Below are 19,011 nucleotides of genomic sequence, written 5' to 3' on the forward strand. Positions count from 1 at the left end.
ATGGCCTATTTGTCGCTCAAGCGGCCGAGAGATTGTCGCCGGTCGGATTGCTGAAATAACGCTCGGTGATGTCCTGTTCCGCAACGGGCTTGCTGAAGAAGTATCCTTGGAGGGCATTGCAGCCCGAGAGGCGCAGGCTGATGGCCTGTTCCTCTTTTTCGATCCCTTCCGCCGTAACCGGAATGTTCAAGGCATGGGCAAGAGCGATGGTCGCATGCAGGAAAGCACCTGAGCTGAGATCACGGTCGGTTGCGGCAATCAGAGACCGGTCTATCTTTATCCGGTCGAACCCGAACTGGCGCAACATGCCGATGCTTGCGAAGCCGGAGCCGAAGTCGTCAAGCGCAATTCTGATGCCAGCGGCTTTCACGGCATCCAGGGCTCTGCGCGCCTGCTCCGGATCCGAAACGAGGGCGCCTTCGGTCAACTCCAGACAGAGGCGGCTAGGGTCGAAATCCATGGCTTCCACCATCGTGATGACCTGCCTGGCGAAATGCGGGTTCTTCAGCTGCAATGGAGAGACATTGACGGAAAGGCCGATATCGGGCCAATTCGCGGCCGCCATCAGGGATTTCTTCAAAATCTGCGCACCGAGGAGATCGATCAGTCCCGAACGCTCGGCCAAGGGAATGAAGATGTCCGGGCTGATGCTCTCCCCGGTCTCCGTATGCCACCGCGCCAATGCCTCGATACCACAAATCCTGCCGGAGGCGGCATCGATCAGCGGTTGAAAGGCCACGCCGATGTCCTGATTGTTGAGGGTTGCCCGCAAAAGCCCCTCAAGTCGGGTCAATCGGGTCGTGTCCTCGTCGAAGCTGTTGTCGAACCCGACAGTGATGCCCCGTCCCAGCGCCTTGGCGCGATAAAGGGCGGTATCGGCCCGGCGGATCAGCTCGCTTGCCTCGATCCGGCCAAAGGGTGAAACTGCCACCCCAACGCTGGCGCCGATTTCGATCGTTCGGTCACCGATCAGGAATTCCGTTGTAATGGCCTGTTGAATCTGTTGCCCGAGTTCTGTGTCATATGCCTGCGACGCGACTACTGCGAATTCGTCACCGCCCAGACGCGAGATTACCGCGTCCTTCGGCAAACGATCGCGAAGCCTGTGTGCGACAGCGACGATCAGATCGTCACCCACCATGTGCCCCCAGGCGTCGTTCACCCCCTTGAAGCCGTCGAGATCGATAAAGTAGAGCATTACCGGGAAATCACCGGACGCGGCGGCAGACAGGCTTGTTGCAATTTTCTCCAGCAGGCCCGCGCGGTTGAACAGGCCGGTCAAGGCGTCGTGCGATGCCCTGTCGCGCGATCGCTGCTCGCTTGCCTTGAGATTGAGGATCGTGAGTGCGCCAGCCGCCCCGATACCGCAAAGGAACACGACAAGAAGAACGGCCGCAGCCTGCAGATCGCCTTTGACCCGTCCCAAACTTTCCGTGCCCGGAGCTTCGGAAGGCCATGCCGCGAAGGCAACCTTGTCGCCGGAGACATCCAGAAGGGCAACGTTCAGAAGACCTTGCGCCGGAAGGTCGGATAGCCGGAGACCAGGCAGGTTAAAAGTCTGGGATAGTTCCTCGATCAATTGCGGTGTGATCTGTTTGGCGAATACCAGAACATGAAGATCGTCGCCTTTTGCCGATGGCAGGGGTTCACTCGGCTGGATTGCCGCCGCGCCGATGATCGCCGTTCCACCAGGTGTGCGAACGAAGTGAACCGGGACCGGATCGTCCATTCCAGTCTGCCGCGCGGCATCAACAAGTGCATCGAATCCGCCGAAGAATTGGGATGGCTGATTTTGCATCGGTTCGCCGTCCCGGTAAGCCATGACAGGCTTGCCGCCGCGACCGATAACGGCGGCTGTATCGTAAAGCGGGTAGTCGGCGCTGACACTGCCCCAGGTCTCGATGCTCCAGTTCGGTCCGTTGGACGAGGTAACCTGATTATAGGCGTCGTCCCAATAGGCATTGTCGCGTAACGTCGCGCCTAGTTGTTTCGTCAGAGATTGCATCGCACTGTCGGCTGCATGCCGCGCGCGGTTGTCGTCGATCTCGTTTGCTGTGGCCGTCAACGTACCGACAGCGCGTGCCACGAGGCCGCCCAGTATCGACGCCACGACAATAAATACGGAAGCGACGGCGACGACCGACAGCTGCCGTACATGGCTTGCCGAAAGGACGCGTTTTTGCATTTCGAAACTCCGGCATGGATTGACCATGTTCCGTGACCTTGGAACTGCAGAAAGGCATCATGCCCCGCTCAGCGCTGCGGTTACATCCTAACAGCGACCCAATTAATTCTTCGTAGCTTGCTTTGTTCTATACCGGGACAGTTGCGAAAATACTTGGCTAACCGCCGTCAGATGTAGGGAGAGGCACAGAAGCGGCGGTGACCGCGAAACGAGCGGTAGGTATTGTCCTGCGCGTTGTAGGAGCGATACCGGTCGGAACACCATTGGACGTGCGCATCCTCGGTATAGGCTGCTTCCGCGGCAAATTGCCGGTCTGGGGAAAGCTTGTCTTGCTCCGGTTCCGGGAGAGACACCACAACCGGCGGCTCACACCGGCGGCGGGGGCCGCTGTAGGGCTGGTAGCTGTTGTCGGAAGCGCGATAAGACCGATACCGTTCGCTGCACCACTCGATTCTCGCCAAATCCGGCTCGGCTGCGACGACGGCGGAGTTTCCCAATGTCTCGGTTTCGGACAGGGCTGCTTGCACGATCCGGTTGCCAAATACTGGATCCGGATTCCGCTTCGAGCTTAAGCTCGCGGTCTTTACATTTGGAACGTTCAGAGCCGGAAGGCGCTCGAAATTCTGTTTGCTTCGATCCACTTTCACAGGATGAGGGGTCCACAGTGAAGCGATATCGATATTCCTGAGACCTGTCGGCTCCCCTTCGGGCAGGAAAGACGAAACTGCACTGACGCTGCCAACGAATGCCGTCAGTGAAAACGCTATACCCAGCAAAGGTAGCAATAGCTGTCTCATGGTTTTTTCCTTGCGTTTCGAAACGGGTCAGATTGCAATTTTTGATTGTATGAATGCCAAATGTTCTTTGATGTAGATGTCACCGCCCGGCGTGCTGAGCCGCGTATGCTTGCTGTCATCGACGGGATAAATGCCGATCACCTGAGCGAAGTTGACGTAGATTTTCTCATCGTCCCTGGTTGTTAGTTCGACCCAGCTTGCTCCATCTCCATAAGGGTGCTTCATCACGATCGCCCCTCACCCTTGAACTGCGACAGTCGCCGCCGCCGGCACGAAGACCTTGGATCGCTGGGGATTGGTGGCTGACCCGGATGCGATAAACAGGCAGATCACGACAATCGCCAATACCGCGCAAAGAAGCGGGCGGGCGATAGGGAGATCGGTCTTTGCAGATTGGTCGTAAGACATTGTCCGGGCTCTTCTTCACATGTTTGCTTTTTTTGGAAAGGACCGAGGCAGGCTGTGCGCCTGCCTCGCCTCGTCTCAGGCTAAGCCGATGAACGAGAGGATCACCGCGATGATGACGACAGCGCCAACCAACCAGATCAAGCTGTTCATTTTGTATCTCCTTTATCGAGCGGAGAGACAAATCACCCCGCAACCCAGTCGTTTTTTTACTGAATGACCTGGACAACGTTTCGGGTGCCGGGATCGACGATCACCCGCTGCTCGTTAACGACGGTGTACGAGTAACGCGGATCCTCGGCGACCGGCACGAGGACAACGTCCTGCGGCAGAGGTTTGCCGACGACGATCGGCTGCTCGATGACGACCGACTGCTGAACCGGCTGCTCGCGAACATAGGTGACGACCTTTTCCGGCGGCGGATCGATGGCGGTACCCACCGCAGCACCGACAACCCCGCCGACGGCTGCGCCGACCGGTCCGCCAACGATGGCGCCGGTGACGGCTCCGCCCGCCGCTCCCTGAACTGTGCTTTCCTGTGCGGATGCGATCCCCGTGAGGGAGACGAAGACGACAGCGCCTGCGGCAATCAACTTGATAGTCATGGTCTACTCCTTTTCGAATGTTATTTCCGGGACCAAAACGCCGGTCATCAATGGCTGTTCCGCTCAAAACTGCCGATTGGCGCCGACCAGGCCCTTTGCCTTTCACGCATAGGACTAAGGTCCAGTTTCGGATTTTCAGAAGTCCGGCTGCGCGGTGACAGTGAAACTGCGGGGTTGGATTTTGCGTTGCTCTTTTCCGCAGCCGTGGCTTTATAATGAGCGGGCTGGGAATGCAGTCAGCGAATGACACGGATGGTTCACTACTCGGAGAGATCATGGTCTCGCGTCGGAGCCCAGCCTACAAAATCCTATTATTTCTGTTAACGCTCTCGGCTTCAGCCTTACCTCTCAGGCTGGACCTGCAGGGTCACGCCTTCCCATCGGAAATCGCCGCCTTGGCAAAAGATGGTGGAAAAGGTGGAGGAAACGGCAATGGCGGCGGGAATGGGAACGGCGGTGGGAACGGGAATGGTGGTGGGAATGCTGGCGGCGGAAACAAAGGCGATAACGGTGAAGGCAATGCCGGCAGCAATGGCAATGGGTCAGGCAAGTCGAGCGACGCCAGGGGGAAGGGCAAAGACAAGGCTGGAACCTCCCGGCAAGTGTCGGTCCAAGGGGGCGCGATCGAGGTTCGCCACGTGGATGGCATCGTCGAATCGCTGAGAGGTAGCCGCTACATCATGAAGGACGGAAAAGGGCGTATCATCATCAGTCGCAAGGCAACCGCCGCCGATCGCAGGCGTCTGTCCTCATTCAGGTAAGTGCGACCATGCCGTAGCCACCTGCGGCCGGTTCAAGGACATGTTCATGAAAATCATGGCGGCTTCCGTGCGGTTCGTGGCGCCGAGCTTGACGAAAATACTCGTCAGATGATGTTTTACCGTCTTTTCATGCACATCGAGCTTCAGGGCGATCCGTTTATTGCTGAGGCCGGCTGCAACGAGTTGCAGTACACCGTGTTCCCGCGCCGTCAGATCCGCCAGAGGGTTCCTGTTTGCCGCATCGGTTTGACGCGTTGCCAGGGATGACAGCAACCGGGCTGAGAGCGAAGGCGAAACATACGTCTCGCCGGCGCCGACCGTCCGCACGATTTCGGCAAGCGTTTCGGAACCCACGCCCTTGAGAACATAGGCCTTGGCGCCCTTGTTCAGCGCGGCCAGCACATCGTCGCTCGCTTCAGAAACGGTGAGCATGACGATCTTCTGGGCGGGTGCTACATCGAGTATGGGAGAGATGGCGTTCAATCCACCGCCCGGCATGGAGATATCCATCAGCAGAATATCGGGTTGCAAATCGGCGCAGAGCCTTATCGCATCGTCTCGGCTGCTGCCCTGGCCGACGACTTCGAAACCGTCGACCTCGGACAAAATACGCATGACGCCCTCCCTGAAAAGCGGATGATCGTCCACGATCGCTATGGTCAGATTTTTTGTCATGCTGCCTCAAGTTCTCTCGTGTCGAGCGACATGGTCACGACGGTGCCGTCTGCCGAAGTCGACAGATCGAACCGTCCTCCGAGGCTTTCGACCCGTTCCCGAAGCCCCGCAAGGCCGAGGCTTTCCTGTCCGATCCGATCAGGATCGAAACCCGGTCCTCCGTCTCTGACTTCAACAAGAATGCGGCCATTCTCGATGCTCTGCGTGACACGCTGTGCGACGCCGCCGCCGTGCCGAAAACCATTGTTCAAGGCTTCCTGGACAAAGCGGAAGACGCATATTTTCGTCGTTACCGACAAGGGCTGTGGCGCATGGGAAAATTGCAGATCGACACGGGTGCCAGTGCGCTGTTCGTGCGCTTGTACAACGCGCATCAGCACGTCGTTTATTCCAGCGGCCTCGATCTGCGGAAGCACGAGCCCGGTGCAAAGATTGCGGATGTCCTGCATCGCTTCGTCGAGAATGGCCTTGATCGCTGAGATTTCCTCCTCTCTTTCCGCCGGCGCAAGATTTCCTTTCTTCAGGTACGGACTGTCGATCCGCAGCGCAGCCAGTGCCAACAACTGCGCTGGTCCGTCATGCAGGTCGGCGCCGATGCGTCGGAGATAACGTTCGTTGAGCGCGGATGTTCGCTGGGAGGCCCGCTGGACACGCGCGCGCAACACTTCGTTCTGCGATAGCAAGTCCGAGAGTTCGCCGATGCGTTCCTTGAGGTTCTGCCTTTGGCTATCGATGACACGGCTGCCACGAAACACGAGGGCCGAGAGGGATAGGAAGAAGCAGATGGTAAATCCAAAAATGGCAAGCCAGCTGATCCGCCGCGCGTGATTGAGGCTGTGCTGGAAATCGTCGGCAACCTCGTAGAATTCGGATACCGCAACCACTTCGCCCGACCACGGCTGAAGAACCGGATTGTAGATCTCCAGCAGAGGCTGCCCGCTGTCCCGTTCGGCGGAACTGTCGATATCATCGAGTTGATCGAATTCCGCGACGATCTTTCCTGTGAAGGCCGTTCGCAGATCCTCGCTAAGCTCGAATTTCCGGCCCATCAGGTTCTTGTCGTTGGAGTAAAGGATCGTTCCGTCCTTGCGCCACAACTTGAAGGTCATCAGCCGCTCGCTCAAAGCCCCTTGAGACAATGTTTCGTCGAGGGCCTGGATCACACCCTCGCCGAGCTCTTGGCTGGACTGCATGTCAGGGAGAAGCGGCGCGATAATGCTATCGACGTACAGCGCTGTCGATGCTGCGGAGTTTTGCGTAACGGCCCGTTCGATCACCATACCCACGGCGGCGCCGACACCAATGGCAGCCACAAACGAAATCAGTCCTCCGGAAAGCAGAAACTGCCATGCCAAGGATCGCGCATTCCAGCGGTCGAGCAGTCCGAAAAAGTGCACAGACCTACCCATGCCGATTGTAAAGTTTCCCGTCGCCGCAACTCTTTGAGCGTAAAAATGTTCCCTTTGAACCAAGGGAATCTGGTAGATGTTGCAGTGCCGACGGAGCTACCTGCGGCAAACATCCAACCGTCGGGATTGATATTTATCTCGGCAAAAGGCCGACGTTAATACACTGGCCGACCGATCTCGCCATCTTCGAAAGACATGTCAATGACCCTCTACAGTCTGGACGGAATATCGCCCTCCTTGCCTTCGGGCTTCGTCTGGATCGCGCCGACAAGTCATGTCATCGGCGCCGTGCATCTTGGCGAAAATGTCGGTATCTGGTTCGGTGCCGTGCTGCGTGGCGACAACGAACCCATCACCATCGGTGCCGGCACGAATATTCAGGAGATGACCATGGTCCACACCGACCCGGGCTATCCGGTAACGCTCGGTGAAGGCTGCACCATCGGCCATAGGGCAATTCTTCACGGCTGCACGATCGGCGACAATTCGCTGGTGGGCATGGGGGCAACAATTCTGAACGGTGCGAAAATCGGACGGAATTGCCTGATCGGCGCCGGAGCGCTGGTCACGGAAAACAGGGTCATACCCGATAACAGTCTGGTCGTTGGAGCGCCGGGGAAGGTCGTCCGCGAACTGGACGATGCAGCAGTTGAAAAACTGCGCATCTCGGCCGAAAACTACGTTCGCAATGCCCGGCGCTTCTCCAAAGGTTTGAAAGCCCAGTGAAATGGATCGTCCCCGGGAAAAGCCGGCCAAAATAACGGCCGGCTTGCGCTGCTTGCTAAAGTTCGACCTTCGCATTGTCGCCCATGTCGGGCCGCGTACCTGAAACCGCAGCAGCGAACATCTTGATGTAGCTGACGACCGTGCCCGGACTATCCCAGTATTCGGCGGCTTGCGGTTCCACCTTGAGGATACGGATGGAGGGATCGTCCGCATTATCCCACCAGGCTTTTGACGGTGTCGAGAAGAGATCCCTGATTTTCTCGCGGTCGTTCGAAACGGTGGCTCTCCCGCTGACCGAAACATATTTCTGGCCTTTGGAATCGGCGAATGCGAGGCAAACTTCCGGCTCCCGCTCGATCTCGTCGTCCTTATGGCTTTCGACATCTGTCAGGAAATAAACCGCATTTTCCATTCGCTCGACATGGGCGGCCATTGGTCTCGCACGCAATTCACCGCTTTCGGAACGGGTCGTCAGCATGCAGAACACGATCTTCTCCATGAGATCGTAAGCGCGTGTTGCATCGTCGGTATGATTCTGTGTCACGGCATTCTCCCTTTTTGTCGGCTGGGAAACACGTCAAACGGCGTATAGTTCCTTTGGCCGGTCTGATCCGCCTTCCTTGGGATGCCGACATAAGACAGTCGATATTGCCGCCAGCGAAAGCCGACGGATGCGAGCGCACCCCGGAATGGATCATCCCTGCACCGATTCGAACGGTGCTAATCGAAGCCGAAAAAATCGTCTTTGATAACGTCACGTCGGATCAGGGTGAGCGATCGATCCGGCTCGATCCTGTAGGTTTCAATTGCCTGACGTCCATATTCATCGGTGATTTGATTGGTGAAGGTACTGCCGACCGGCGCTTTGGTCAGCTTGGTCCGCGGCTGATGCCCACCATAGGTGATGCTGCCCGGGATGGGTCGAACCTCTGCCGCCGTGCAGGCGCTGAGGGCAAAAGCTGCGGACCAGATGAGAATTATGGTTTTCATGGAAACGACTCCTTGCATCAGCGCGGTCACGGCAGATGGAAATGCGATGCAGCGTGTTCCTGTGCCGAACTGTACCGGAGCAGACTTGTTCCATTGCGCCTTTAGCTCGCGGCATTTGCAATTGCCGCGGGGCCAAGGGTCGGATGGTGTCAAACCGGCAGAACGGCCGACGCTTCTCGCATCAGGCTCATGAGATGCCCCTCGCCGGTACCCCAGATGATCGTTGCGAGCATCCACAAGGCCATCGCGACCATCATGACGTTCTCGGTCAGAGACACGAAGCCCAGCGGCACATTGCTGCTGCCGCCGACGCAGGCGCATTTCAGTTCCCGTTTGTCGATATAGACGGCTTTGAAGACGGAGACGGCGCCGATGGTTCCAATGAACAGCGCAACGGGGATGGACAGCCAGTTGAGCGTTCCCGCGATCATCAGGATTCCTGCCCCGGCTTCCGCGAAAGGGTAGATATAGCCATAGCGCACCCATCGTTTGGCGAGCAGATCGTAGTTGAGGAACATCGTTGAGAAGGTTTCGATATTCTGAAGCTTCAAAATGGCGAGTACGGCCATGCTGAAGGCGATGAACCACTCGCCGGCACGAAAGGTCAAAATTGTGCCGTAAGCGGCATAGCTGGTGGCAAGGGCCATCAGGGCCGTCACCGCGAACACGGCAATGACGGGGCGATAGCTGACGGCCTTCGGATCGTGCACCACCTTGCCGAAGTGCCGGCGCAGGTCGTCATAACCACCGATCCTCTGGCCGCCGATAAACGTCTGCGGCGTCGTCTTGACATTGTGCTGCGCCTTGAAAGCGTCGGTTTCTTCGCGCGAGGTCAGCCAGCGATCCTCCACCGTGTAGCCCTTCCGCTCGAGAAGGTCCTTTGCTTTCAGGCCGTAAGGGCAGACATGGCTGTCCATCACCATCCGATGAAGGGTGGCTTTCTTGGAGACATTGTCGAGCATGGGGCAATCTTCTTTTCAGTTGGATTCGGTTGATTGCCCGGAGTATAAACTCAGGACCATGGTACGGAGTCAAGCATGAAAGAACTGACCATTTCGGGGTTGGCACGTGAGGGCGGCGTCGGCGTAGAAACCGTGCGATATTATCAGCGGCGCGGCCTGATCGCGACACCTGAGCGCAACGGCTTCTCCGGTTCCGGCGGGGGCATCAGGCGTTATGGCGACGCCGATATTCGCCGCTTGCGCTTCATTCGCTCCGCCCAGGCTGCCGGGTTCACCCTGGAGCAGATCGGCGAATTGCTGGAGCTGGACGCGGGCGAGGATCGTGATCGAGCCCGCTCTCTGGCGCGGGAAAGAATAGCAGCGCTCGATGAAAAGATTGCCGATTTGCAGGCCGCCCGCCATTCGCTTCATCGGCTCGCCGAGGCCTGTGGAGCCAGTTCTGCCGGGCCTTGTCCGATCATCACGGCTTTCGACAGCTAGAGGCGGACAGGGCCGGATTATATCTCCGCAAGCCGCTGCGTTGGAGCCCACCAAGGGGAGAAATCCTCGAGCTGCGCGGCCTGCCGATCGACTATGTCGAGCAGAATGGTCCTTCCCGGCTGGCCCGGCTGACTTTTAAGACGCCGTTCTGGATGCGCTCGACCTCGAACAGCAATCGAGCGGGCATGCGGAACGGCCAATGTTCTGCATGGACAAAAATAGGGCATATGCCTATAGACTGAGCACTCATATTCGGCAGCGGAAGCTGCGCGGCATGTCCGGGTCCCTATGTCCTTATCCAAAGTGCCGAAGGCTCGTTTTCGAATCTTCGTTCCGATCCTCGCCGGTGCGACTTTGCGCGAAAGGCTCTTTGCCTGCCTCGGCGCACTGATCGCCATCGGTTTGACTGGCTTGATCAGCGGCTATATCTTCGGCCAAGGGCCGCATCTGCCGCTGATCGTGGCACCCATGGGCGCGTCTGCGGTCCTCCTGTTTGCCGTGCCGGCCAGTCCTCTGGCACAGCCTTGGTCGATCATCGGCGGCAACACGATCTCGGCGTCGATGGGCATTTTGGCAGCCTATCTGATCAGAGACCCTGTGATCGCCATCGGAGTCGGGGTGTCGCTGGCAATCGGCGCCATGTCGGTCACCCGTTGCCTTCATCCCCCCGGCGGAGCGGCTGCCTTGACCGCGGTGCTTGGCGGCCCGGCTGTGACCGGGTGGGGGCTGCTCTTTCCCTTCATCCCTGTCGGTCTGAATTCCTGCATTCTCGTCGGTCTGGGACTGGTGTTTCACCGATTGGCGCGGCGCAGCTACCCGCATGCCGCGGCAAAGCCGGTCAATACGCATCAGACGGCTGACCCGCCTCCCTCAATGCGCACCGGCTTCGATCAATCCGATGTCGATGCCGCGCTCGCTGCCCTGGATGAAACCTTCGATATTGGCCGCGACGATATCGGGCGATTGCTCCGGCAGGTGGAACAGCAGGTTCTCGGGCGAATCCACGGTGATGTCAGTTGTCGCGAGATCATGTCGCGCGATGTGGTCTCTATCGACCTGCCTGCCACGCCGGCGCAGGCGCAGGCGCTTCTTTTGAAACACAACATTCGCACCTTGCCGGTTCGCGACGGGTCAGGCAGGCTCGCCGGGACGGTTGGCCTGCGGGAACTGGCAAAGGGAAACCCCGGACTTGAGGAAGCGGTAAGCGAGGTCGCCACGGCTGGGCCGGACGACGCCGCGCTTTCGCTTCTGCCCGTGCTGACGGATGGCCGCTCCCATGCCGTAATTATCGTTGATCCTGAAGGACAGATTGTCGGCCTCATCTCGCAGACCGATCTTTTGTGCGCGTTGGCGCGTATCCTGCCAGCGTCTGGTCCAGCGCAGGAAATGCCAGCGTCTATTCCGCTGTCTCGCCTGGCACGTTGACGGGCCATCGGATCAAGGCTTCCGCACCCGCAGCCGTTAAACCGTAAATGCCGCGATCGATGCGTTCGAACCAGCCATACACATTGTCGCGCAGGATATTGCCTGCCTTGGGCACGGCCTCCTTCATATCCCGTGGGTGAACCGTGCCGGATTGCAGGGCGGCTGCGCAGGACAGGGCCTGTTGCCGATAGGCAGTCATGATCGGCGACCGGGTACTGCCACCGACGGCCGGATCTCCCTTGCGGCGCCTGTGCTCGTCCACCAGACGCGATCGCTTGCGCGGGTTCTTGCGCGGCATCGGAGAGACCGGGCTGACGAGGATTTCGACGGTGCCGGCGTCCGAAACACCAAGCATGCCAAAACCCAGCCTGCGGCACAGGTCGCGGTAGCGGCGGTCGCTCTCGCGTCCTTTGCCCCTGGCCGAGACACGGGCCGCAATCCAGACTTCATCGCCGGCGCTGGCCCTGTCGACTGCTTGCAGAATAAGCTCAAGATTGAAGCTGAGCTTCAGTTCGCAGATCACCACGAGGGGTGGTTCGGCAGCGCTCAACCCGACAATATCGCACCCGGCGATCTCACCCTTGACCGTGTAACCGGCCGTTTCGAGAAAGCATTTGATCGGTCGGTAGAGGGTGGTCTCCACGTGCACTCCTGTCGGGATAGTGTCACCGACTCGCCCGCGTTCGATACGTGCCCTGAAGCGATGGGCCTCGCAACCAAATTTCGCGCCAACGTCGCAGTTTGATCCCGTAGACGGGACCGCAGGCAGGAACGCCTCGCGGTTATGGCCCGACCAGTTTCTACCCCCGGTCAACGGCCTTCTCCAATGCCGATTTCTTGTGTGCATCTGCGTTCATTTCAGGATGACACGGATTTTGAATAATGTAATCTACGGCTCGGAGTGCCTCCACAAATGCTGGTGGAATCGTCATACACTTGAAATCATTGTTATTTAACGACAGGCAGCTTGGTCAGATACGCTCTTCGACTGTGCGATTGATATGCGCAGCCGGTAGGCTAGCCAGATGTAATCTTTGGAAAAACAAGCCGTCCGTCACACGGAATGCGACATGCACGCTTCAGGGGACCTATACATGATACCGATCCGCAACTGGCTGATCCCGGCATTTCTGCTGCTAGCGACGTCTATGTATCCCGCCGCCGCCCAGGAGCAGCAGAAGGCACCGGTCACGGTCGCCAAGCCGGTTGTCCGTGACGTTGTCGACAGCGACGAATTCATCGGCCGCTTCGAGGCCGTGGATGAAGTGACGATCCGGTCACGGGTCGGCGGCTATCTCGATCAGGTTGATTTCAAGGACGGCGCAATGGTGAAGAAGGGCGAACAGCTCTTCGTGATCGACCAGCGTCCGTTCAAGACGGCCTTTGACGTCGCGACATCGTCGCTCGAAGTGGCGAAATCGACGCTGACCTTCGCACAAAGCGAATTTGCCCGCACCGAACCTCTGGTGCAGAAAGGCACGCTGGCCGTCTCCGTGCTCGACGACCGGCGCCGGGAATTGCGATCGGCCGAAGCCAATCTGCGGGGTGCGCAGGCAAGTCTGGCACGTGCCGAACTCGATCTTGCCTATACCAAGATCATCGCCCCGCTGGATGGCCGCATCGACCGCCGGCTGGTCTCGGTTGGAAATCTGGTGCAGGCCGACCAGACGGCGCTGACGACGATCGTGTCGCTCGACCCCATCGACTTCTACTTCGATGTCGATGAGCGCCGGCTGTTGAACTATGCCCGCCAGGCGCGCGACCATGGCAGCAATCTGCAGGAGGGCGGCGGTTCGCTGGATGTGTTCGTCACGATCGCCGACGCCACCGAAAAGCCGTTCAAGGGAAAACTGGATTTTGCTGAGAACCGGGTCGATCGCGAGACGGGAACGATGCGCGTGCGTGCGCGCTTCGACAATCCGGATTTCATTCTTCAGCCCGGCCTGTTCGGCCGCATCGAGGTGTCCGCCTCCAATACCTACAAGGGTATTCTCGTTCCAGACGATGCTGTCGGCTCCGACCAGGACCAGCGCGTCGTCTATGTCGTCAACGAGGATGGCAGTTTCACGACAAAGCCGGTCCGCCTTGGCCCGACGCTTTACGGCTATCGCGTCATCCGTAGCGGCATGACCGGCGATGAAACCATCGTCATCAATGGCCTGCCCCGTTTGCGTCCCGGCGTGATTGTTGAGCCCAAGATGGTCACCCTGCCACCGGAAGCCGTTGGCTCGGAGAGCGGCCAATGAGATTTGCCCATTTCTTCGTGGACAGGCCGATCTTTGCGTCGGTCCTGTCGATCGTGCTCCTGATTGTCGGCGGCATTGCCTATTTCCAGCTTCCGATTGCGCAATATCCGGAGATTGCGCCGCCCACCATCGTCATCCGCACAGCCTATCCGGGCGCGGATGCAGAGACGATCGCCAACACGGTTTCGACTCCCCTCGAACAGGAAATCAACGGCGTCGAGGACATGCTGTACATGTCCTCCTACTCGACCGCCGACGGCTCGATGGCGCTGACGGTGACCTTCAAGCTCGGCACGGACCTCGACAAGGCGCAGGTTCTGGTCCAGAACCGTGTCGCGATCGCGGAACCGCGCCTGCCCGAAGAAGTCCGCCGCATCGGCATAACAACGGCGAAAAGCTCGCCTGATCTGATGATGGTCGTGCATCTTCTGTCGCCGAACGACCGTTACGACCAGCTCTACGTATCGAACTATGCCCGAACCCGCGCCCGCGACCTTCTGGTGCGGCTTGACGGCGTGGGCGACGTGATCCTGTTCGGAGAGCGTGAATATGCCTTGCGCATATGGCTGGATCCGGAAAAGCTTTCGGCCTACAGCATGACGGCTGGCGACGTTGTTCAGTCGCTGCGCGACCAGAACGTTCAGGTCTCGGGCGGCTCCATCGGCGGCCCGCCAAACCCCGGCAACAACGCCTTCCAGTACACCGTGACGACGGAAGGGCGGTTCAGCGATGCCCGTCAGTTCCGCTACGTCATCGTCAAGGCGACGGAAAGCGGCCGTCTCGTCCAGCTTCAGGATGTCGCGCGCATCGAGCTCGGCGCCAAGGATTATGTCACCAACAGCTACCTGAACGGCAAGGCCGCGGTGGCCATGGGCATTTTCTCGCGACCCGGCACCAATGCTCTGGATGCGGCCGAGGAGATCAAGGCGACGATGGAGACCCTGAAGAAGGATTTCCCGCCGGGTCTCGAATACACCATCGTCTACAATCCGACGGAGTTCATCTCCGAGTCCATCAACGAGGTCTACAAGACCATTCTCGAGGCGGCGGTTCTCGTTGCCATCGTCGTTCTCGTCTTTCTCCAGTCCTGGCGCACGGCGCTGATCCCGATCGTCGCCATTCCGGTTTCGCTGATCGGCACCTTCGCGCTGCTTCTGGCCTTCGGTTTCTCGCTCAACATGCTGACGCTGTTCGGGCTTGTGCTGGCAATCGGGATCGTCGTCGACGACGCGATCGTCGTGGTGGAAAATGTCGAGCGAAATCTGGCAAAGGGCATGACGCCGAGGCAAGCGGCGCATGTGACGATGGACGAGGTCGGCACTGCCGTTATCGCGATTTCCCTTGTTCTCATCGCGGTCTTTGTGCCGACGGCCTTTATCCCCGGCATTTCCGGGCAGTTCTACCTTCAGTTCGCCGTGACGATATCCGTCGCGACCGCGATCTCTGCCCTGAATTCGCTGACACTTTCGCCGGCGCTGGCGGCGCTGATCCTGCGTCCGCACCAAGAACATCACGAAAGCCGCAATCCCGTTACCCGGATTGGCCGCGGGTTGGCGAACGGCTTCAACAATGGCTTCGACCGCATGACGCAGGCCTATTCCTGGGCCGTCCGCCATCTGGTCTCGACCAAGGTGGCCCTTGGCGCGAGCCTGATCGTGTTCTTCGGCCTTCTGGCTGGCACCTGGTACATGGGTCAACTGGTGCCACGCGGCTTCGTGCCGACCATGGACCAAGGCTATGCCATCGTTGTCGTGCAGTTGCCGGAGGGCGCTTCGCTGGCGCGCACCGACGCGGTCGTCAAGAAGGCGACGGACATGATCCGCAAGGTTCCGGGTATCAAGGATGCCGTCTCTTTTGCCGGTTTCAATGGCGCTACCTTCACCAATGCGTCGAATTCCGGCGTCATCTTCACGCCATTCGCCTCTTTCGAAGAGCGGCTGGAGCACGGCCAGAGTGCCGACCAGATCATCGGCCAGCTTTACGGCACCATGCAGGCGATCCAGGAGGCGTTCTCCATCGCGGTGCCACCGCCATCGATCCGCGGCATCGGCAATTCCGGTGGCTTCAAGATGCAGATCGTCGATCGCGAAAGCGCCGATATGCGCCGCGTGCTTGGCCTTGCCTATCAGATGATGGGTGCGGCCAATCAAACGGAAGGATTGACCGGGGTGTTTACCACTTTCTCCGCGTCCAGCCCGCAATATTTTCTGGCGATCGACCGCGACAAGGCGCGGGCGCTCAACGTACCGATTCCCAACATCTTCGAGACCCTCTCGATCAATCTCGGCACGTCCTATGTCAACGACTTCAACGCCTTCGGCCGCGTCTACCAGGTGCGGGCGCAGGCAGACCAGCAGTACCGGCTCGAACGTGACGATATCCTGAACCTGAAGGTCCGCTCCGCCACCGGCGCGCTGGTTCCGATGGGAACACTGGTCGATATCCGCGACACGACGGGTCCGGCTCTTGTGCAGCGCTACAACATGTATGTTTCGGTTCCATTGCAGGGAAATCCGGCGCCGGGAATTGCCACGGGCACCGCGCTTGACAAGATGGAGCAACTGGCAGCCGAGATTCTGCCGCCGGGCACCTCGTTCGAGTGGACCGATCTCGCCTACCAGGAGCGCGACACCGGCAATACCGCGATCTTCATCTTCGCGCTCTCGGTGATCTTCGTGTTCCTGGCGCTCTCGGCGCAGTATGAAAGCTGGGTGCTGCCTCTGGCGATCATCCTGGTCGTGCCGATGGCTGTGCTCTCGGCCCTGGTCGGAGTGCATCTGCGCGGGCTCGACAACAATATCCTGACCCAGATCGGCCTGATCGTGCTGATCGGCCTTGCGGCGAAGAACGCGATCCTGATCGTCGAATTTGCACGCCAGGCCCAGGACGATGGGATGAATCCTGTCGACGCAGCCATCGAGGCAAGCCGGCTGCGGCTGCGCCCGATCCTGATGACGGCCTTTGCCTTCATCCTCGGCGTCGTGCCTCTGATGATCGCCACCGGCCCTGGAGCGGAAATGCGCCAATCACTCGGCACGGCCGTCTTCTCGGGCATGCTCGGGGTGACCGTGCTCGGACTGTTCCTGACGCCGGTCTTCTACGTCGCTCTCCGGTCCTTCGGCTACCGCCCGACGGAAAAGCCGATTGCGCCGGAAGCCGGCATGATCTGAAAACCCATAAGCCGGGCGGCCCCGCTGCCCGGCTTATCGATCCGGAGCGATCAGGTTTACGGTCGGGAAGTAGATCTTGTAGCGCGCCGGCCGCTTCGTTAAAGCGGCGTGCATGCATCGCGAGGAGAGAAAGAACGAGCGGTCAACTCGCCCGCGGAGATACCCAGTCGTGCCAATCCTGTTCGCTGCCATGGAAAACGTTCAGGTCGATCTTTCCTTCGACACCCTGGGAAAGACCCGAACCGGAATATTGCCAGAACAGCCATTTGCGCCCGGGATAAACAGTGGAGGGATGGGCTGCAACCGCACGCAACCAGAACGGATGGCTCTTGAATTCCCCGGCCAGATTGTCGCGGTAGAAATCAGGGGCCGTATAGATCACTGGGCGCTTGCCGTAGTGACGCTCCAGCTTGTCCATGAAGACCTGCATCTTTTCCAGCACCTTGGCGCGCGAAAGACGAAACCGGCAGCTTGACTCGCCATTATATTCCACATCGATCACCGGCGGCAGCGCATCGGGATCGCGTGGGACATTGCGGATAAACCAGTCCGCCTGCTCGCCAGCGGTGCGGCACCAGTAGAAAAAGTGGTAGGCGCCCCGCTTCACACCGGCCTTCTTGGCACGGTTCCAGTTCTTCATGAACATCGGGTCAAGGTGGTCGCCGCCATCCGTTGCCTTGATATAGGCGAAATTTGCTCCCTGCGTTCTCAGCCGCGGCCAGTCGATCTCGCCTTGCCAACGCGAGATATCCACCCCGTGCACGGCATGCCTGCGCGGTGAGGCTTTGCCGAAATTGATCGGCTTGGCGTCGCGGAACTGGTGGCTGTAGATCCGCGACCGCTGACCCGGCGCCAAATCGATCGCCGGATTGTCAGGCATGACCGCTGCGACCGGTCGCTCCATCGGCACGGACATGCCCTCCGTCCGGTCCAGCGTCTCGAAGACCTGGGTCTGCGTCGCCTGTCCCGCCCAGGCGAGTTGTTCCGGATGCGAAGCGTTCTGCTCCGGGACCTGCCCGACATCGGCGCTGGGCACAGGCATCTTGACCGAACTGGTGGTTTCTTTCGATGGCAATCCTGCCGTAAGGCTGTCAGGGCCGGCGTTTGAGGCACAGCCGGATAGACCGAGGCCAAGGAGAAATATCGCTGGAACAACCGACAAACGCATAGGAACCCGCACGCAAAACAGCATTCGACAGCACCAGCGCCGTCGATGAACTATGATTGCTAACGGAAAATTACCAAGAAAGACTGAATCCGCCTGATTCGGCGCAACGATATGGAGTTTCAGGGTCCGGCAACAATCGGGGCGAGGAGAGGCCTCATGGTGGCACAAAACGCAAGCCTGAAACAAAAAAGCCTGCCGCGGGAGGAGGTGCGGCAGGCTTCTAATAGAACCGAACGGCAACTGGGAGGAGGAGTGTTGCCATTCCGCAGGTGCCCTCTGGGAGGAGGAGTAAGGACACTTGCAAATCGAAGCTCTGCGGGAGGAGGTGCATCACTTCGATGAGTTCAATATACACGGGTTTCGCTCGAAAAGTAGGCAGAATTTCGCAGGGCAGCCATGCGCCATGCGCGTAGCGGGTGGCTTGGCTGGATATCAATCGTTTCAAGGATGTCCGGAACGAATAGCTCTGCTTTGCCTTGAGGCTGAAAAAGGATCATTGCAATGAAGATCGAAACACTTGCCCTCGGACCGCGGGACTGGGTGCCGAACAATCCGACGCTGCCGGTGCTGATTTACCGTCAGGCAGTCACCGATGCCATGGACGTTGCGGCGGCGTTCGAGCAGCGTTTTCACGACAATGGCTGGGTCGATTGCTGGCGCAACGGCATCTTTTCCTACCAGCATTATCATACACAGGCACACGAAGTGCTTGGCGTTGCCCTCGGGCACGCCCGGCTTGTCATTGGCGGGCCGGGCGGCTGCGAGATTGTCCTCGCCTCCGGTGACTGCATCGTCCTGCCGGCAGGCACCGGGCACTGCAGGATGGAAGCGTCAGGTGACTTTCTGGTCATCGGTGCCTATCCCCCAAACCAGCATGCCGATATCAACACCCAGGCGCCGAGCGCGCAAGACCTTGAGCGGATGCTGAATGTTCCCTTGCCATCGGCCGATCCGGTAGCTGGAGAAGGCGGCCCGCTCATGACTGCGTGGAGATCTGGGAAATAGAA

Annotated in this window: 19 protein-coding genes; 7 read left to right on the forward strand and 12 right to left on the reverse strand. The window is 59.1% G+C overall.

Translation table 11 applies throughout. The features are described from left to right. Positions 1 to 16 precede the first annotated feature (16 nt). From PY308_RS04490 to PY308_RS04510, 5 genes are all read right to left on the reverse strand, one after another. Complete coding sequence (locus tag PY308_RS04490) at positions 17 to 2,185, reverse strand: bifunctional diguanylate cyclase/phosphodiesterase (protein WP_275788669.1); 2,169 nt, start codon at positions 2,183 to 2,185, stop codon at positions 17 to 19. Between the two features lie 167 nt (positions 2,186 to 2,352). Further along, positions 2,353 to 2,712, reverse strand: coding sequence for a BA14K family protein (locus PY308_RS04495; RefSeq protein WP_275788672.1), 360 nt, complete (start codon positions 2,710 to 2,712; stop codon positions 2,353 to 2,355). A 297-nt stretch (positions 2,713 to 3,009) separates the two neighbouring features. Beyond that, entirely contained in the window at positions 3,010 to 3,207 is a 198-nt protein-coding gene (locus tag PY308_RS04500; protein WP_275788675.1) for a hypothetical protein, read from the reverse strand. Between the two features lie 12 nt (positions 3,208 to 3,219). Next, entirely contained in the window at positions 3,220 to 3,390 is a 171-nt protein-coding gene (locus tag PY308_RS04505; RefSeq protein WP_275788678.1) for a hypothetical protein, read from the reverse strand. A gap of 206 nt (positions 3,391 to 3,596) precedes the next feature. Next, entirely contained in the window at positions 3,597 to 3,992 is a 396-nt protein-coding gene (locus PY308_RS04510; protein ID WP_275788681.1) for a DUF1236 domain-containing protein, read from the reverse strand. 230 nt (positions 3,993 to 4,222) lie between these two features. Here PY308_RS04510 and PY308_RS04515 point away from each other — a divergent pair, with 230 nt between their 5' ends. After that, complete coding sequence (locus PY308_RS04515; protein WP_275788684.1) at positions 4,223 to 4,753, forward strand: hypothetical protein; 531 nt, start codon at positions 4,223 to 4,225, stop codon at positions 4,751 to 4,753. Here the strand turns inward: PY308_RS04515 and PY308_RS04520 are convergent. Both PY308_RS04520 and PY308_RS04525 read right to left on the reverse strand, forming a co-directional pair. Next, complete coding sequence (locus PY308_RS04520) at positions 4,742 to 5,428, reverse strand: response regulator (RefSeq protein ID WP_275788687.1); 687 nt, start codon at positions 5,426 to 5,428, stop codon at positions 4,742 to 4,744. The genes PY308_RS04515 and PY308_RS04520 overlap by 12 nt on opposite strands. Next, entirely contained in the window at positions 5,425 to 6,837 is a 1,413-nt protein-coding gene (locus PY308_RS04525; RefSeq protein WP_275788690.1) for a sensor histidine kinase, read from the reverse strand. The genes PY308_RS04520 and PY308_RS04525 overlap by 4 nt, the downstream gene beginning before the upstream one ends. 201 nt (positions 6,838 to 7,038) lie before the next feature. On the opposite strand from PY308_RS04525, the gene PY308_RS04530 reads away from it, so the two are divergent. Beyond that, positions 7,039 to 7,563 carry a gamma carbonic anhydrase family protein gene (locus PY308_RS04530; RefSeq protein ID WP_275788692.1) on the forward strand — a complete coding sequence of 175 codons (525 nt, stop codon included), beginning with the start codon at positions 7,039 to 7,041 and terminating at the stop codon, positions 7,561 to 7,563. A 55-nt stretch (positions 7,564 to 7,618) separates the two neighbouring features. Here the strand turns inward: PY308_RS04530 and PY308_RS04535 are convergent, their stop codons facing one another. From PY308_RS04535 to PY308_RS04545, 3 genes are all read right to left on the reverse strand, one after another. After that, entirely contained in the window at positions 7,619 to 8,062 is a 444-nt protein-coding gene (locus PY308_RS04535) for a pyridoxamine 5'-phosphate oxidase family protein (RefSeq protein ID WP_275791013.1), read from the reverse strand. 221 nt (positions 8,063 to 8,283) lie between these two features. Continuing rightward, a complete protein-coding gene (locus tag PY308_RS04540; protein ID WP_275788695.1) occupies positions 8,284 to 8,553 on the reverse strand; it encodes a hypothetical protein in 270 nt (89 codons plus the stop codon). Positions 8,554 to 8,702: 149 nt separating this feature from the next. Then, complete coding sequence (locus tag PY308_RS04545; protein ID WP_275788698.1) at positions 8,703 to 9,515, reverse strand: glutaredoxin; 813 nt, start codon at positions 9,513 to 9,515, stop codon at positions 8,703 to 8,705. A 75-nt stretch (positions 9,516 to 9,590) separates the two neighbouring features. On the opposite strand from PY308_RS04545, the gene PY308_RS04550 reads away from it, so the two are divergent. Both PY308_RS04550 and PY308_RS04555 read left to right on the forward strand, forming a co-directional pair. After that, positions 9,591 to 9,995 carry a MerR family transcriptional regulator gene (locus tag PY308_RS04550; protein WP_275788701.1) on the forward strand — a complete coding sequence of 135 codons (405 nt, stop codon included), beginning with the start codon at positions 9,591 to 9,593 and terminating at the stop codon, positions 9,993 to 9,995. Positions 9,996 to 10,283: 288 nt separating this feature from the next. After that, positions 10,284 to 11,420, forward strand: a complete 1,137-nt coding sequence (locus PY308_RS04555) for an HPP family protein (protein WP_275788704.1) — start codon at positions 10,284 to 10,286, stop codon at positions 11,418 to 11,420. Here PY308_RS04555 and PY308_RS04560 read toward each other — a convergent pair. Further along, complete coding sequence (locus tag PY308_RS04560) at positions 11,392 to 12,063, reverse strand: DUF2161 domain-containing phosphodiesterase (protein WP_275788706.1); 672 nt, start codon at positions 12,061 to 12,063, stop codon at positions 11,392 to 11,394. The two genes, PY308_RS04555 and PY308_RS04560, sit on opposite strands and share 29 nt — an antisense overlap. Positions 12,064 to 12,514: 451 nt before the next feature. Between PY308_RS04560 and PY308_RS04565 the strand changes: the two genes are divergently transcribed. Together PY308_RS04565 and PY308_RS04570 are read left to right on the forward strand one after the other, a co-directional pair. After that, the gene (locus PY308_RS04565) at positions 12,515 to 13,666 is read left to right on the forward strand and encodes an efflux RND transporter periplasmic adaptor subunit (protein ID WP_434064197.1); all 1,152 of its coding nucleotides are present in this window, start codon (positions 12,515 to 12,517) and stop codon (positions 13,664 to 13,666) included. Then, complete coding sequence (locus tag PY308_RS04570) at positions 13,663 to 16,836, forward strand: efflux RND transporter permease subunit (protein WP_275788709.1); 3,174 nt, start codon at positions 13,663 to 13,665, stop codon at positions 16,834 to 16,836. Before PY308_RS04565 ends, PY308_RS04570 begins: the two co-directional genes overlap by 4 nt. 142 nt (positions 16,837 to 16,978) lie before the next feature. Here PY308_RS04570 and PY308_RS04575 read toward each other — a convergent pair whose 3' ends face one another. After that, the gene (locus PY308_RS04575) at positions 16,979 to 18,004 is read right to left on the reverse strand and encodes a glycoside hydrolase family 25 protein (protein ID WP_275788712.1); all 1,026 of its coding nucleotides are present in this window, start codon (positions 18,002 to 18,004) and stop codon (positions 16,979 to 16,981) included. Positions 18,005 to 18,505: 501 nt separating this feature from the next. Here PY308_RS04575 and PY308_RS04580 point away from each other — a divergent pair. After that, a complete protein-coding gene (locus tag PY308_RS04580) occupies positions 18,506 to 19,009 on the forward strand; it encodes a cupin (protein ID WP_275788715.1) in 504 nt (167 codons plus the stop codon). Positions 19,010 to 19,011: the final 2 nt, after the last annotated feature.

Source organism: Pararhizobium gei (genome assembly GCF_029223885.1).
GTDB lineage: Bacteria > Pseudomonadota > Alphaproteobacteria > Rhizobiales > Rhizobiaceae > Pararhizobium > Pararhizobium gei.

Coding starts and splice junctions, on each gene's coding strand:
- PY308_RS04490 (WP_275788669.1), bottom strand. CDS start 2,185: ATGCAAAAACGCGTCCTTTCGGCAAGCCATGTACGGCAGCTGTCGGTC.
- PY308_RS04500 (WP_275788675.1), bottom strand. CDS start 3,207: ATGAAGCACCCTTATGGAGATGGAGCAAGCTGGGTCGAACTAACAACC.
- PY308_RS04505 (WP_275788678.1), bottom strand. CDS start 3,390: ATGTCTTACGACCAATCTGCAAAGACCGATCTCCCTATCGCCCGCCCG.
- PY308_RS04510 (WP_275788681.1), bottom strand. CDS start 3,992: ATGACTATCAAGTTGATTGCCGCAGGCGCTGTCGTCTTCGTCTCCCTC.
- PY308_RS04515 (WP_275788684.1), top strand. CDS start 4,223: ATGCAGTCAGCGAATGACACGGATGGTTCACTACTCGGAGAGATCATG.
- PY308_RS04520 (WP_275788687.1), bottom strand. CDS start 5,428: ATGACAAAAAATCTGACCATAGCGATCGTGGACGATCATCCGCTTTTC.
- PY308_RS04525 (WP_275788690.1), bottom strand. CDS start 6,837: ATGGGTAGGTCTGTGCACTTTTTCGGACTGCTCGACCGCTGGAATGCG.
- PY308_RS04530 (WP_275788692.1), top strand. CDS start 7,039: ATGACCCTCTACAGTCTGGACGGAATATCGCCCTCCTTGCCTTCGGGC.
- PY308_RS04535 (WP_275791013.1), bottom strand. CDS start 8,062: ATGGAGAAGATCGTGTTCTGCATGCTGACGACCCGTTCCGAAAGCGGT.
- PY308_RS04540 (WP_275788695.1), bottom strand. CDS start 8,553: ATGAAAACCATAATTCTCATCTGGTCCGCAGCTTTTGCCCTCAGCGCC.
- PY308_RS04545 (WP_275788698.1), bottom strand. CDS start 9,515: ATGCTCGACAATGTCTCCAAGAAAGCCACCCTTCATCGGATGGTGATG.
- PY308_RS04550 (WP_275788701.1), top strand. CDS start 9,591: ATGAAAGAACTGACCATTTCGGGGTTGGCACGTGAGGGCGGCGTCGGC.
- PY308_RS04555 (WP_275788704.1), top strand. CDS start 10,284: ATGTCCTTATCCAAAGTGCCGAAGGCTCGTTTTCGAATCTTCGTTCCG.
- PY308_RS04565 (WP_434064197.1), top strand. CDS start 12,515: ATGATACCGATCCGCAACTGGCTGATCCCGGCATTTCTGCTGCTAGCG.
- PY308_RS04570 (WP_275788709.1), top strand. CDS start 13,663: ATGAGATTTGCCCATTTCTTCGTGGACAGGCCGATCTTTGCGTCGGTC.
- PY308_RS04575 (WP_275788712.1), bottom strand. CDS start 18,004: ATGCGTTTGTCGGTTGTTCCAGCGATATTTCTCCTTGGCCTCGGTCTA.
- PY308_RS04580 (WP_275788715.1), top strand. CDS start 18,506: ATGAAGATCGAAACACTTGCCCTCGGACCGCGGGACTGGGTGCCGAAC.